Annotated in this window: 9 protein-coding genes; 4 read left to right on the top strand and 5 right to left on the bottom strand. The window is 56.5% G+C overall.

Annotation, left to right across the window (positions count from 1 at the left end; translation table 11 throughout):
- Window positions 1-933: 933 nt before the first annotated feature.
- The 3 genes from SYN7336_RS32960 (at window position 934) to SYN7336_RS09605 (ending at window position 8,168) form a co-directional block, all read left to right on the top strand.
- Window positions 934-3,318 carry a PKD domain-containing protein gene (locus SYN7336_RS32960; protein WP_227498670.1) on the top strand — a complete coding sequence of 795 codons (2,385 nt, stop codon included), beginning with the start codon at window positions 934-936 and terminating at the stop codon, window positions 3,316-3,318.
- A 118-nt stretch (window positions 3,319-3,436) separates the two neighbouring features.
- Window positions 3,437-4,171 carry a hypothetical protein gene (locus tag SYN7336_RS09610; RefSeq protein ID WP_017325725.1) on the top strand — a complete coding sequence of 245 codons (735 nt, stop codon included), beginning with the start codon at window positions 3,437-3,439 and terminating at the stop codon, window positions 4,169-4,171.
- 319 nt (window positions 4,172-4,490) lie between these two features.
- Entirely contained in the window at window positions 4,491-8,168 is a 3,678-nt protein-coding gene (locus SYN7336_RS09605; RefSeq protein ID WP_017325724.1) for a hydantoinase B/oxoprolinase family protein, read from the top strand.
- Between the two features lie 141 nt (window positions 8,169-8,309).
- On the opposite strand, the gene SYN7336_RS27865 is transcribed toward SYN7336_RS09605, so the two are convergent.
- The 3 genes from SYN7336_RS27865 to SYN7336_RS09590 all read right to left on the bottom strand — a co-directional run bounded on the left by SYN7336_RS27865 (window position 8,310) and on the right by SYN7336_RS09590 (window position 10,269).
- Window positions 8,310-8,669 carry a type II toxin-antitoxin system VapC family toxin gene (locus SYN7336_RS27865; protein ID WP_017325723.1) on the bottom strand — a complete coding sequence of 120 codons (360 nt, stop codon included), beginning with the start codon at window positions 8,667-8,669 and terminating at the stop codon, window positions 8,310-8,312.
- A complete protein-coding gene (locus tag SYN7336_RS09595; RefSeq protein WP_017325722.1) occupies window positions 8,666-8,905 on the bottom strand; it encodes an antitoxin family protein in 240 nt (79 codons plus the stop codon). Before SYN7336_RS09595 ends, SYN7336_RS27865 begins: the two co-directional genes overlap by 4 nt.
- 74 nt (window positions 8,906-8,979) lie before the next feature.
- The gene (locus tag SYN7336_RS09590; protein ID WP_017325721.1) at window positions 8,980-10,269 is read right to left on the bottom strand and encodes a Glu/Leu/Phe/Val dehydrogenase; all 1,290 of its coding nucleotides are present in this window, start codon (window positions 10,267-10,269) and stop codon (window positions 8,980-8,982) included.
- 171 nt (window positions 10,270-10,440) lie between these two features.
- Between SYN7336_RS09590 and SYN7336_RS09585 the strand changes: the two genes are divergently transcribed.
- Window positions 10,441-11,064, top strand: a complete 624-nt coding sequence (locus SYN7336_RS09585) for a Uma2 family endonuclease (protein WP_017325720.1) — start codon at window positions 10,441-10,443, stop codon at window positions 11,062-11,064.
- 330 nt (window positions 11,065-11,394) lie between these two features.
- On the opposite strand, the gene SYN7336_RS09580 is transcribed toward SYN7336_RS09585, so the two are convergent.
- Both SYN7336_RS09580 and acs read right to left on the bottom strand, forming a co-directional pair.
- Window positions 11,395-12,291: a hypothetical protein gene (locus SYN7336_RS09580; RefSeq protein ID WP_017325719.1), complete on the bottom strand. Its 897-nt coding sequence runs from the start codon at window positions 12,289-12,291 to the stop codon at window positions 11,395-11,397.
- A 273-nt stretch (window positions 12,292-12,564) separates the two neighbouring features.
- The gene (gene acs / locus SYN7336_RS09570; protein ID WP_017325717.1) at window positions 12,565-14,526 is read right to left on the bottom strand and encodes an acetate--CoA ligase; all 1,962 of its coding nucleotides are present in this window, start codon (window positions 14,524-14,526) and stop codon (window positions 12,565-12,567) included.
- Between the last annotated feature and the right edge of the window lie 23 nt (window positions 14,527-14,549).

Genomic DNA, 14,549 nt, shown 5'->3' with positions numbered 1-14,549 from the left:
ACTGCCGACGATCGCGGTTGGTTCATCGACGACACCCCCTGGGACAACAGCGAATTCAAAACCTCCCTCACCGAAACTGCCGCTGCCGCCACCCCTGACTCCCTCGCCTACGGCAAATACGACCTCCTCACCGTCCTCCTGCACGAAACCGCCCACCTAGCAGGCTTCATCGAAGGCTACGCAGGCTTCGACAGCCAAATCCAAACCACCAATGGCGAATCCTTCTTCATCGCAGACAACCTGAGCGTCGCCCTCAACGGCGACCACCTCGATCCCACCCTCTACCCCTACGACCTCCTCGACCCCTACCTCACCCCCGGCATCCGCGAGCTGCCCTCAGCTCTAGATATCCAACTGCTCCAAGCCGTACGATCGCAACCCACCTATACCACCGACACCTTCGCCCTCACAGCCCCCCTCACCTCCACCCCCCTCCAAGCCATCGCCAACGGCACCTTCAACATTGCCGACACCACCCCCCCCGCCTTTGGCTGGAACACCCGAGGCGACATCGCCGTCATCAATGGCGAACTCGTCCTCTCAGAACAGTCCCCCTTCCTCGCCAGCAGCACCCAAACCCTGATCGTCCCCGAAGGAGCCACCACCCTCCAATTCGATCTCCTCTCCGCCGACCTCGACCCCAACACTCTCGCCCCCGGCGACGCCTTCGAAGTCGCCCTACTCGATCGCAACTTCGCATCCCTAGTCGACACCGCCAGCGGTCTCAACAACACCGACTCCCTCTTCAACCTGCAACACAACGGCACCGCCTACTTCGGCTCGCAAGTCACCTTCGTCGATGAAGTCCAATCCGGCGAAGCGATCGCCCTCAACATCCCCCGCACCCTCCAAATCGACATCAGTCACCTAGCAGCAGGCACCGAAGCCACCCTCTACTTCGACCTACTGGGCTTCGGCAGCCGCAACGGCTCCGTGGCGATCGACAACGTCGCCATCCTGGCAGAAGCATCGACAGCCCCCACCGCCGCTAACGACACCATCTCCACCTCCCTAGACACCCCCGTGGCGATCGACCTCTTGGCCAACGATGTGGATCGCGATGGCAGCATCGACCCCACCAGCCTCGAAATCGCCGTCGGTCCCCAATTCGGCAGCGTCGAAATCAACGCCGACAACACCGTCACCTACACCCCCAACAGCAACTACACCGGCTTCGACGAATTCATCTACATCGTCCGCGATGACGACGGCACCCTCTCCAATGCTGCCGTGGCCACCATCGAAGTCATTAACGCCACCCCCCAGATCGAAGACGTACTCATCGGCGGACAACTGCAGGAAGGCACAGCCCTGAGCTTTGAGGCGATCGCCACAGTCGCAGGCAACAGCAACCTCACCTACCTCTGGGACTTCGGCGACGGCACCGCCCCCGTGGAAGGAGCGGCGATCGCCCATACCTATAGCGACAACGGCAACTACACCGTCACCCTCAGCGTCACCAGCGATCGCGGCGTCACCAGCACCGAAACCTTGGCGATCGCCATCAACAACGCCGCTCCAATGGCAGAAGCAGGCCAAAACCTGACCGTAGATGAAGGCTCTGCCTTGGCCTTCAACGGCAGCTTCACCGACCCCGGCCTGCTCGACACCCATACGATTGAGTGGGACTTCGGCGACGGGACTGAGGTGGCGACCGGCACCCTCGCCCCAAGCCACATCTACCGCAATGCAGGTACCTATACCGTCACCCTCTCTGTGACAGACGATGATGGCGGCACTGGTCAAACTTCATTCGAAGTCACCGTCAATCGAGTTGCCCCTACCGTCGAAGAGTTCGCTGGCGATACCTTCGGGCTCGAAGGCGGCAGCTTCAGCTTCTCAGGTCGCGCCACCGATGCCAAACCAGACAGCATTACTTACTTCTTAGACTTCGGTGACGGCACGGAGCCTGTGGCAAACAATGCAGTCGAACACATTTTTAAGGATGACGGCACCTACACCGTTACACTAACCGCAACCAACGATGCAGGACTCTCCACAGCTCAAACCCTGGAGATTGTGGTCGAGAACGTCAGTCCCACCATCACGAGCTTTGAGGCTGTCGACAATGGCGACAACACAGCAACAGCAACCTTTAGTGCCGCTGCCATCGATCCGGGAGATGACACCCTGACTTACACCTGGGACTTTGGCGACGGGACTGCAGCTGTTGAGGGCATCGCCGCCAGCCATACCTACACCGAACCCGGCAGCTATGAAGTAACCCTCACCGTTACAGACGAAGACGGCGGCATTACCAGCCAAACCATTCACACCACCTTGGCACTGACTCCAGCCCCCGAACTGAGGTCCGACTTTGCTGTAATTGCCGAAAAGCGCCTGACGATTAATGGCGGGGGCGACTATGACGGCGATCTGTTACAAACCGAAGACGATGCCCGCCTATACGGTGGCCAGGGATTTACCATCAATGGCTTGCCCACATTACCGATCCTGCGGGATGAAACTGGCAACCCAATTTTGGACGATCGGGGGCAGTACATTCTGGTCGATCGCGCGGTTAGTGTTGGACCGAATTTCTCTAACATTAACGCCCCGAACCATTCTCCTTACGGTAACCTCGTACCGCCGCGGGTGGTGGAAGAGGAAATTGTCGAGATTCCCAGTTACGCAGAGATCCTGAATGGAGAATTGGAGCAACACCTGCCGAGTGCTGCAGGGGAGATTACAATCGATCCCAACAAACCACCTATCAATAACGCCAATGACTGGAATGCACACTTCCCCGCCGCTGGCACCCCAGAAGCTCCAACCGTCGTTCGCATTGAGCGGGGTGGCCTAAGAATCCCCAACGGTGTAGAAATTCGCAACACCATCATCATTGTGGAAAATGGCGATATTAACTTCAACAGCAATGGGCATCATCTTGAGGGAGTGATGTTAGTTGCTAACAACGGCAGTGTCAACCTTGCGAACGTCCAATCCCTAAACTTATCGGTACTTGCGTCTAAATCGATTCGGATGAACGGAGGGGCTAGGTTTGCTGGCTCGACATTGCTTGCCAATGGCAGCGATAGCGGCTCAATTACGTTTAACGGCGCAACCACCTCAACAGGCCCAGAAGACAATCTTGTGGTTATCTCACAATCGCAAATGACCTTTAATGGGGCTGCAGATACACGTGGAGCATTCTTGAGTCGCGGTAACTTCACCTTCAATGGCAACTCGCAACTTGTCGGAAGCATTCGCTCAAAAGGGAACGTTACGTTCAACAGCGGAGCCGATCTTTCGTTCTCTCGTGTAGAACACAATGCGTTACCTATTCCGATGGTTTTGCGCTTTGAGTTCTCTGATTAACTCTCAGCACTGCCTTAGCTCCAATGCTTGCGGTTCTGGATGCCCGCCCCCTTCTGGCCAGAAACCTCTGAGCAATCCACTGGCACATTCATCTCACTAAAGGAAAGTTTGTAGGCCCATGAGTTTAGCTACAGAAGTTCAAGAATTGGCGATCGTCCTGTCGGCCAAAGAACACGACCCCACCCTGCTCAACCCAGAGTTTTTGCGTCACAGCGGCATTGTGCCTAAAGAGTGGGAATTAGCTCGCGATCCCGTCCGCACCACTCGGGTGTCTCAGGTGGCCTTTACCAACGGCTGTTCCGTCGTGGCCCAAACCGATCGGATTGTCTTTACTGAAACCCTCGGTGCAAAGCCCCTGGGCGATATTATCACTCCCCAAATCGCGCGCAAGTACGCCGACATTCTGTCCTATGTCGATTACCAGGGCGTGGGGGTCAATTTTCGCAGCTTTGTCGCCTTCAAGGGAGATGCCGATGCCCCGCGTCGATATCTCGCCACCCATCTCCTGAATGCCGCCCCTTGGCAGGAACTGGGGGATAAACCGATGCGAGCCTCCCTCAATCTGGTGTTTACGTTTGGGGATAAGCGTCTGACCCTGAATGTCAGCGAAGCCTCTTTGCAACCCTCTCCAGAGAAGTCTGTGCCTGTAATTCTGTGTACGGGCAACTTCAGCAAAGACCTCGCCAAATTGGAGCGAGAAGAACGGTTGCAGAAAGTCGGCGAAACGGTTGAAGAATGGATGACTGACTTAGAGAACTACAAGAAGGTGACTGGCCAACTGCTCGACAAGGAGCAAGACTCGTTTGTTGCCCTCTCTTCTCTCTTGCCAGCCCCAGAACTGGCAGAGGTATAAACCTAGGCCAGTCAACGATCCAGCATCGATCGGCGGAGTTGCCTAAGCCTGGGGGACGACCTCCAAGCTTAGGCAACTCCATGATTCAGGTGTATTTGGACTAACCGTGACAATTGAAAACCTGGCATAGGAAGCTATCAGACCAGTAGAGAAGTTGCACCAATAACTGGAGTTTTAAGAAACGGGATTCAGCAGCCCTCTGCGAGCAGCCAGTCGAAGGAGAAACAACTTTGGACTCGCCGATCGCCATTAAACCCACGCAGCCGAAAGCGAAGCGTTGCGGTAGCCTTGAGATCGCCCGCCCTGCAACCCAACGATCGTGACCGAAGCCCTGACCGATCGCCGCTGGCAATTTTGGATCGATCGCGGCGGCACCTTCACCGATGTCGTGGCCCAATCCCCCAACGGCCAGATCTGCATTCACAAACTCCTCTCCGAAAACCCCAGCCGCTATGCCGATGCTGCCCTGCAAGGCATCCGCGACATCCTCGGAATTGAGGCTGAAGACGAGATTCCCGCCCAGCTGATTGAAGCCGTCAAAATGGGCACCACCGTCGCCACCAACGCCCTACTGGAGCGCAAAGGCGATCGCACCCTGTTCGCCACCACCCAAGGCTTGGGCGACATCCTCCGCATTGGCTACCAAAACCGCCCCGACATCTTCGCCCGCCACATTGTCTTGCCCGAAATGCTCTACGAGCAGGTGGCTGAAATTCCCGGACGGTTGGGGGCTGGCGGAGAAGTCATCTTGCCCTTGAACGAACACACCACTCGGCAACGCTTGCAAGCAGCCTTCGATCGCGGCATTCGCTCCATAGCGATCGCCCTTCTACACGGCTACCGCTATCCCCAACACGAGAAACAGGTGGAGGCGATCGCCCGCGACATCGGTTTTAGCCAAATTTCCACCTCCCACACCGTCAGTCCCCTGATGAAACTGGTCAGTCGCGGGGATACGACCGTTGTGGATGCCTATCTCTCGCCCATTCTGCGGCGGTATATCGATCGCGTTGCTGCCGAGCTAGGCAACACTCGCCTGATGTTTATGCAATCCCATGGCGGCTTAGCAGATGCCCAATTCTTTCAAGGCAAAGACAGCATTCTATCTGGACCGGCGGGGGGAGTGGTGGGGGCGGTCAAAACTTGTGAGTTGGCGGGGTTAGACAAAATTATTGGCTTCGATATGGGAGGCACTTCCACCGATGTGTCCCATTACAGCGGTGAGTACGAGCGGGCCTTCGAGACTGAGATTGCTGGGGTGAGATTGCGATCGCCCGTCATGTCTATCCACACCATTGCTGCAGGGGGCGGCTCCATCCTGCAATTTGACGGCTCCCGCTATCGTGTCGGTCCCGAATCGGCTGGGGCTTATCCCGGTCCAGCTTGCTATCGCAATGGCGGTCCCCTGACGGTCACCGATGCCAATGTCATGCTGGGCAAACTGCAGCCGCAATTTTTCCCTCACGTCTTTGGTCCCGATGGAGATCTGCCGTTGGATGCGGCGGTGGTACAGCAAAAGTTTGTGGAATTGGCCGATCGCATTCAGTCCGAGACGGGGAACGACCGATCGCCTGTGGAAGTGGCGCAGGGCTTTTTGGCGATCGCCGTGGAAAAAATGGCCAACGCCATTAAGAAAATCTCCATTCAGCGGGGCCACGATTTAACCGAATATGCCCTCTGTTGTTTTGGGGGAGCGGGGGGCCAACATGCTTGCGCGATCGCCCAATCGCTGGGTATCCGTCGCATTATCGTGCATCCCTATGCGGGTGTGCTGTCCGCCTACGGGATGGGGTTGGCCGATATGCGGGTGTTGCGAGAGCAGGCGGTAGAGGAACTGCTCGCTCCAGCGGCGATCGCGGATTTAGAGATTCGTGCAGAGGCATTGGGCGCTGCTGGTTCTGACGAACTGCTGCAACAGGGGGTGATGGCAGAGCAGATCGAGGTGTTGTCCAAAGCTCGCTTGAGATATGACGGCACCGACGCGCCTTTATTGGTGGACTTTGGCGATGCGGAGCAGATGCGATCGCAATTTGAAGCCCTCCACCGCCAGCGCTACGGCTTTGTCATGCCCGACAAAGATCTCATCGTCGAATCCCTCTCGATCGAGTCGGTGGGACGGATGCCGATGCCTGCCGAGTCCGTGGTAAAAGCCCATCGCGCCACTCCACTCGAACCTATCGCCACCGTCCCGGTCTATATGGCATCTCAATGGCAGCCCACCCCGCTGTATCGCCGCGAAGAGTTGCAGGCAGGCGATCGGATTGACGGTCCCGCGATTGTCATTGAACAGGCTGGAACCAATGCGATCGAACCCGGTTGGCAGGCCACTGTGACGGAGCGAGGGGATTCGATCGTGGAGGCGATCGCGATCGAGTCGGGCGAAATGCGGATCTCCCAATCCAGCCCTCAAGACATCGCCGATCCCGTTTTACTGGAAATTTTCAATAACTTGTTTCGGGCGATCGCCGAAGAAATGGGGGTGGCGCTGCAAAACACCAGCTACTCCGTCAACATCAAAGAACGCCTCGACTTTTCCTGTGCCCTATTCGACGCCGACGGCCAACTCGTAGCCAATGCTCCCCACATCCCCGTCCACCTCGGCTCCATGAGCGAGAGCGTGCAAAGTCTGATTCGGGATAAAGGCGATCGCCTTCAACCGGGCCAAGTCTACGCCAGCAATAACCCCTACAACGGCGGCACCCACCTGCCCGATATCACCGCCATCACCCCCGTATTCGACCAGTCAGGCAGCCACATCCTGTTTTATGTCGCCTCGCGCGGACACCACGCCGACATCGGCGGCATCACCCCCGGCTCTATGCCCCCCAACAGCCAGACGGTGACAGAAGAAGGCATCTTACTCGACAACGTTCTTCTCGTCGATCGCGGACAATTCCTCGAAGCTGACCTGCGCCAGCGACTCACCGCCACGCGCCACCCCGCCCGCAATCCCAACCAGAACATTGCCGATCTGCAAGCCCAAATCGCTGCCAACAAACGGGGGGTACAGGAATTGCGCAAAATGGTGAATCACTTTGGCTTAGACACCGTGCAAGCCTACATGACCCACGTTCAAAACAACGCCGAAGCAGCCGTAAAACGGGCGATCGCCAAACTCGCCGCTTCAGAATTTTCCAGCGAACCCTACTGCTACCCGATGGATGGGGGCAGCCAAATCCAAGTGCAAGCCAGCCTCAATCCCGACACCCATACCGCCCGCATCGATTTCAGCGGCACTTCTCCCCAACAGCCCAGCAACTTCAACGCCCCCCTAGCCGTCACAAAAGCTGCCGTCCTGTACGTCTTTCGCACCCTAGTGGACGACGATATCCCCCTCAATGCTGGCTGTCTCAAGCCCTTGGAGATCGTGGTTCCAGCAGGCTCGATGCTCAACCCCCACTATCCAGCAGCAGTAGTGGCGGGCAATGTGGAAACCTCGCAGGCGATCGCCAATGCGATCTACGGCGCTCTGGGGGTCATGGCGGCTGCGCAGGGGACGATGAATAACTTCACGTTTGGAAGCGATCGCCACCAATATTACGAAACCATCTGTGGCGGCTCTGGTGCCGGTCCTGAATTTGACGGTACCGACGCCGTTCAAACCCACATGACCAACTCCCGCCTCACCGATCCCGAGGTGTTGGAATGGCGGTTTCCCGTGCGGCTGGAAGAGTTTTCTATTCGTCGGGGCAGCGGCGGCAAAGGTCGGCACAGGGGAGGGGATGGGGTCATTCGTCGGGTGCGGTTTTTAGAACCCATGACGGCGGCGATTTTGTCGGGGCACCGCGAGGTCGCGCCGCCAGGACTGTTGGGGGGCGAGAGCGGCTGTGTGGGGAGTAATTGGATTGAACGACGAGATGGATCGAGAGAGGCGATCGCCGCTTGTACCGAAGTCACCGTCCAGGCTGGCGATACCTTCGAGATTGAAACCCCTGGCGGAGGAGGCTACGAGCTTGGTCTCGCCAGCTCTGCAGTTGATGGTGGCGAGCTCGCATAAAAGGTAATGGAGAGTACTTGGGGTTAAAGCACAACCACCACTGAACCGAATTGACGAAAGTGGTAGTCAAACGCAAAGGCTGTTGCGATGCTTAAATTGTCCACCACCACTTTGCTGGAACAGTCGGTGAAGCTCCAGTCTTTATCGGCGAATTGGCGGAAGACTCGATCCCCTAGCCCCCTCGCGAAGCGTGGCGTCAGCCGTAATTTTGGGGGCAGGGGAACAGAACGGTAGATTGAGGGTTTGAGGCTGTTGCTCCCCTCTCCCCAGGGAGAGGGGCCGGGGGTGAGGGCCATGCAGCGCCATCGAACTCAGGTCGCCCAGGGCGATTGCTCGTTGGGATTCTCTTCTTGCCCTCAAGAGGGTGAGGGTTTCGTCGATGACGTAATCGGTGGTCAGCAGGATTTGAGTGCTTTGGGCTAACCCAGTTGCTGCGGCTGGATGGTTGCTGTCAGATGGGACGATGCTGGCATACCAGGCTCCGGTATCCACAAAAATCATGGGCAATGGTTGGAGTCTGGGTAGAGAATGCTGTCGTGGTCTTGTCCTGAGAAGGGGGCTTCGTTTTCTAAAGGCAGGTTGGCGATCGCTGCAAGGAGATCGGCAGGGGCTGTTGGTTGGATTGAGGATGTTTGTGAGGTAACAGCAATCTCCACCCGCTCGCCCTCTTCAAGGGGGATGGGCTCGGTGGGTTTGAGGACTCCGCGTTCGTAAATGGCTGTGACGACAATCGTCATGACGGGTTGAGTCGATATAGGTGTGTTTATAGTAGCTTGAGCGCTTTGCAATCACAGCCATACAATACCTACCATCACGTCGCGCGCAAATAATAGCTGCGCGTGCCGCGAGCGGCGATCGCCTCACTCAAGCGGTTTAAGGCGTGGACGTAAGCCGCCGTTCTGAACGAAATCTCTTTCTCTTTACTCAAGCGGTACACCGTCTCTGTTTCACCCTCCATCTTCTGCTTTAACTTCCCATTCACATCTGCCTCCGACCAATATTGCCCCGCGCGATTTTGTACCCACTCGAAATAACTCACCGTCACCCCACCCGCATTCACCAAAATATCGGGAATCACAAAAATCCCTCGCTCCTCCAGAATGTCGTCGGCAGCCGGTGCGACCGGACCATTGGCCACCTCGAAGATAAATGGAGCCTGGATTCGAGCTGCATTGGCCTCTGTAATTTGGTTTTCTAAAGCCGCTGGAATCAGCACATCCACATCCAATTCCAACAGTTGTTCGTTGGAGATTTGCTGGTGCTTCACGATGCTGCACACACTACCGTCGCAATACACGGCTTGCACCCGGCGCGACTGCTCCTTCTGATAGCGAATACTGGGAATATCCAGCCCCTGTGGCGCGTAAATCCCTCCCTTGGAATCGCTCACGGCCACTACCTTGTATCCTGCCTGAAACAGGAGTTCGGCTAAAATTGCGCCCGCATTGCCAAACCCCTGAACGGCCACTGTGGTGTAGGCGGGATAGCGATCGAACTTGGGCAACAGCGTACTAATGACATTAAACGCCCCCCGTGCCGTCGCCTCGGTGCGCCCCAAACTACCTCCCATCGCCAGCGGCTTGCCGGTAATGGCCCCCGGCACGATATGGCGGCAGATGGTGCTGTATTGGTCCATCATCCAGCCCATAATGGTCGGATTCGTGTACACATCTGGCGCGGGAATGTCTACATCTGGACCGATAAAATCGGCGATCGCGTCAATATAGCCCCGACTCAAGCGCTCTAACTCGAATTTCGACAGTTCTTTCGGATTGAGGGTCACTCCCCCCTTGGCGCCGCCAAATGGCAGATCCACGACCGCACATTTAAACGTCATCCAAAAGGCCAGACTGGTGACCTCGTCCAACGTAACGTTGGGATGGAAGCGAATGCCCCCCTTACCGGGACCGCGCACTGTACTGTAGCGCACCCGATATCCCTGAAACACCTGCAACGACCCATCGTCCATGCGAACTGGAATCGAAACGGTTAAGGAGGCTTTCGGATACTTCAACATCTCCAGCGTTTCTTCCGGCAGCGAAACGTACTGGAAGGGCTTGGCTAATTGCTGGCTGGCCTGGGAAAAGAGGGAATTTTCCATAGTCCGGCTCTAGAAACAACAATTGGAGGGACAAAAATCTCAATGGTTTGGGTCGGGCAAAGTCTAGATTCGGTCCCAAAGGTATTATCCTGCGACGCGAAAAGTACGTTCTTTACTTTTGATGTCGTACGATTGTAAGCCGCAAGATGGAATCCAAAACCTAGAATAGAGATGAACTGGCTGACTGGCGATCGCCCCCCACAACCAACCGTGACATCCTCCCCCCTCACCCTTCAGCTTCCCCCCTCCGTTCGCATGACTAGCGAGCAGTTCTTTGAATTCTGTCAGATGAACCGCGACCTGCGCATTGAACGCGATCGTCTTGGAGTCATTTCAATCTTGTCCCCAACTGGTTCTGAAACCGGTAACCGCGAACTCAACCTTTTAGGCCAGTTGTGGGCTTGGACGGAACGCGACGGCAGCGGCATAGCCTTCAGCTCCAGTGCTGGCTTCACACTCTCGACGGGAGCCGAGCGATCGCCCGATGCAGCCTGGATGTCCTTACAGCGCTGGAATACCCTAAAGTCCGACCAGCAGCAGAGATTTGCCCCCCTCTGCCCGGACTTTGTTGTGGAACTGCGCTCCCCCTCCGACAACCTGCAGCCCCTGCAAGAAAAGCTGGAAGAATATATCGCAGAACCCGGCTGTCGCTTGGGCTGGCTCGTCGATCGCCGCAACCAGCGAGTTTACATCTATCGACCCAGACAATCTATTAAGTGCGTAGAGTGCCCTACAGTGCTCTCTGCCGAGCCAGAATTACCCGGCTTCGAATTGAGTTTGAGCAAGATTTGGTAGTGCGATTGGCGATAGTTGTCCGCTCGGCTGCATCGCCAAGACAAAACCCCTGCCTTCTAGATCGATGCTGCTGGCGAAATTCATATTCCGAAACATTGGCCATTTGTCTAGATGCCTGTGGCCCCCTTCCCCTAACTTTGGGGGCAGGGGAACAAGGCCCCGTAAGGATTTTCGGCTGTTTCTCCCCTCTCCCAAGTTTGGGAGAGGGGCCGGGGGTGAGGGCCATGCAGAGGACTTGCACCATGCCAATATTTCTAAATGTTAAATTGGCCAGCAGTATCTAGATCGAGCAGGGGTTTCCAACTGAACAGAGGGGGCAGCCCGAGGGATTTAGTAAGTCTCTTCGTGCCAATTGTCAGACTTCTTCAACGCGCGCTGAAACTCAACCCAATCCTTCCCTTCAGTCTCAGCTTTAGGTCCCATAATCTCGTTGATGCCGTCTTCCATGCCCTTGAGGCCGCAAATGTAAGTGTAGGTGTTGTCCTTCTTTAACAACTCCCACAACTCGTCAGTGTAGTCAGCCATGCGGTTCTGCACGTACATCTTCTTGCCGTCAGCCGTCTTCTGCTCGCGACTGATGGCGTAATCCACCTTGAAGTTATCGGGGAAGCGCTGGGCATACTCCTCCAGATCCTCGTAGTACAAGATAGTAGAGGAAGTAGGCACGCCAAAGAACAGCCAAATCTTGCCTCTAAAATCGCCCCGCTCGTCAAACAGGTGGCGGATAAAGGCCCGGAAAGGGGCAATGCCAGTGCCCGTCGCAATCAAAATAATGGTGGAGTCTAAATTGTTGGGCAACAGGAAAGTCTTGCCCACAGGGCCGGTCAACATGACATCGTCGCCGGGGTTGAGATCGCACAGGAAGTTCGAGCAGACGCCGCGCACCTCTTCGCCAGTATCGGGGTGACTGTAGACCAGACGCTTGATGCTGAAAGAAACGGTCTTGCGATCGCCATCGTCGCCGTAGCGGCTAGAAGCAATGGAATACAGGCGCAGCTTGTGGGGCTTGCCATTCTCGTCGGCGCCGGGGGGAACCACTCCCAAGCTTTGACCTTCGACGTACTCGATACCGCTGCCTTCTAGGTCAATCACAATATGGCGGGTATCGCCAGGAGCCCCATCTTTAACAAGGGGGTAGTTCTCTAGGGCTTTAGCCACATACGGGTCTTTGGGGCGATATTTATTAACCTGCAGTGATTTCTTGTCTACAACTTGTGAATCAGCCATTGGTCTTGTTCTCTCCTGGCGGTTACTGGAAAGTCTATAGGGGCAACAGACACTGTTGCGAGAGCAAATCCACCCAACGGATACTCACAGACGTGATCGCCGCAACGGATGGTCGATAGACACAATACTGTTTCTTCTAGCACTTTTGGGTTACTGAAGTCACGCTCTGCCGATCGCAGTCGGACCTCGCTGGGGAATGCTGCCAAACCCGAAACTGTCTCGGCGATCCCTGCCGATCCCCTCTGCGGCGAATATCAGTTTGATTGCCAATTGCTAAGACAATCGCAAACTTTCAAGTACCGAACGATCTTCGAGGGTGGAGGTATCGCCCGCAATGGCTTCCCCAGCAGCCAAATTGCGCAGCAAGCGGCGCATAATCTTGCCCGATCGCGTCTTGGGCAGCGCCTCGGTAAAGTGAATCTCGCTGGGACGGGCGATCGCCCCAATTTCCTTCACCACATGCTGTTTGAGCTCGTCCGCCAGACTGTTCGATCCTTGCTGCGTTCCTTCTAAGGTGACAAACGCCGCGATCGCTTCTCCCTTCAAGTCATCGGGACGACCCACCACGGCAGCCTCTGCCACCGCTGGATGGGAAACCAAGGCCGACTCGACTTCCATCGTGCCCAGGCGGTGGCCGGAGACATTAATCACGTCATCGACGCGACCCATAATCCAGTGGTAGCCCTCTTCATCCTTGCGTGCCCCATCTCCAGCGAAGTAAACCCCCTCAATCGTGCCGAAATAGGTGCGCCGAAACCGTTCGGGGTCGCCGTAGACATTGCGCAGCATCCCCGGCCAAGGGGCGCGAATTGCCAGCAGTCCGCCTCGGTTGGCAGGCACGGAGTTGCCCGCGCGATCGACAATATCCGTTTGAATGCCGGGTAGGGGAAAGCCAGCAGCGCCCGGTTTCGAGGCAGCGGCACCGGGCAGGGTAGTAATGGCGATCCCGCCGGTTTCCGTTTGCCACCAAGTATCGACAATGGGACAGCGATCGCCCCCAATGACGCGTCGGTACCACATCCAAACATCCGGGTTGATGGGTTCCCCCACCGTTCCGAGCAGTCTGAGGGAAGACAAATTGTATTGCTTGGGAATGTCTTCTCCTGCCTTGATAAAGGTCCGAATGGCCGTCGGAGCCGTGTAAAAGATATTGACGCCGTACTTTTCCACCACTTCCCAAAGGGCACCGGGCTTCGACGGACGGGGAGCCCCTTCGAACATGACTGAGGTTGCACCGTTGGAGAGGGGACCGTAAACGATGTAGCTGTGCCCCGTAATCCAACCCACATCGGCAGTACACCAGTACACGTCGGTCTCTTTCAGGTCGAACACCCATTGGGTCGTCATGTGGGTGTAAAGGTTGTAGCCGCCTGTGGTGTGAACCACACCCTTGGGGGTACCGGTGGTGCCAGAGGTATAGAGGATGAATAGGAGGTCTTCGCTGTCCATCACCTCGGCGGGACAATCGGCGCTCATCTGCGGTTGCAACTCGTGCCACCAATGGTCTCGCCCCTGCACCATCTCAATTGCCTGCTGGGTTCGCCGTACCACCAGCACGCTCTCGACCGAGGGAGCTTTGCCGTCCGCTAGGGCCAGATCCACTTGGGGCTTGAGGGAAACAATTTTGTCTTTGCGGAAGCCGCCATCGGCGGTAATCACCGCTTTGGCCTCGGCATCGTTGAGGCGATCGCGCAATGCCTCGGCACTAAACCCCCCAAAAATCACCGAATGGGCTGCCCCAATCCGGGCGCAGGCCAACATGGCGATCGCCGCTTCGGGGATCATTGGCAGATAAATGCCAACGCGATCGCCCTTTTGCACCCCTAGAGATTTCAGCGCATTGGCAAACTGACACACTTCGCGATGGAGCTGGGCATAGGTGAGGGTGCGGGAGTCGCCGGGTTCTCCTTCCCAGATCAGGGCGGCTTTGTTGCGGCGGGGAGAGTCGAGATGGCGATCGAGGCAGTTATAAGACAGATTCAGCTTGCCTCCGACAAACCATTTGGCAAAAGGAAGGTTCCAGTCCAGTACCTTTTCCCAAGGCTGGAACCAGTGCAATTCTCGCTCGGCCAACTCCCCCCAAAATTGCTCGGGATCGGCCTTAGCCGCCTCAGTCATGTCCCAAAATTGTTGGGCCTGCACGCGCGCCTGCGCCGCAAATTCTGCTGGCGGCTCGAAGCTGCGATCTTCCTGCAGGACAGATTCAATTGCACTGGAATCGGCAGTTGCGCTCATGGGATAGCCAACGCTAGAGTTCG

This window comes from Synechococcus sp. PCC 7336 (assembly GCF_000332275.1).
In the GTDB taxonomy this organism is placed as follows: Bacteria; Cyanobacteriota; Cyanobacteriia; order Thermostichales; family PCC-7336; genus PCC-7336.
This window is presented reverse-complemented; position numbering and strand designations above follow the sequence as displayed.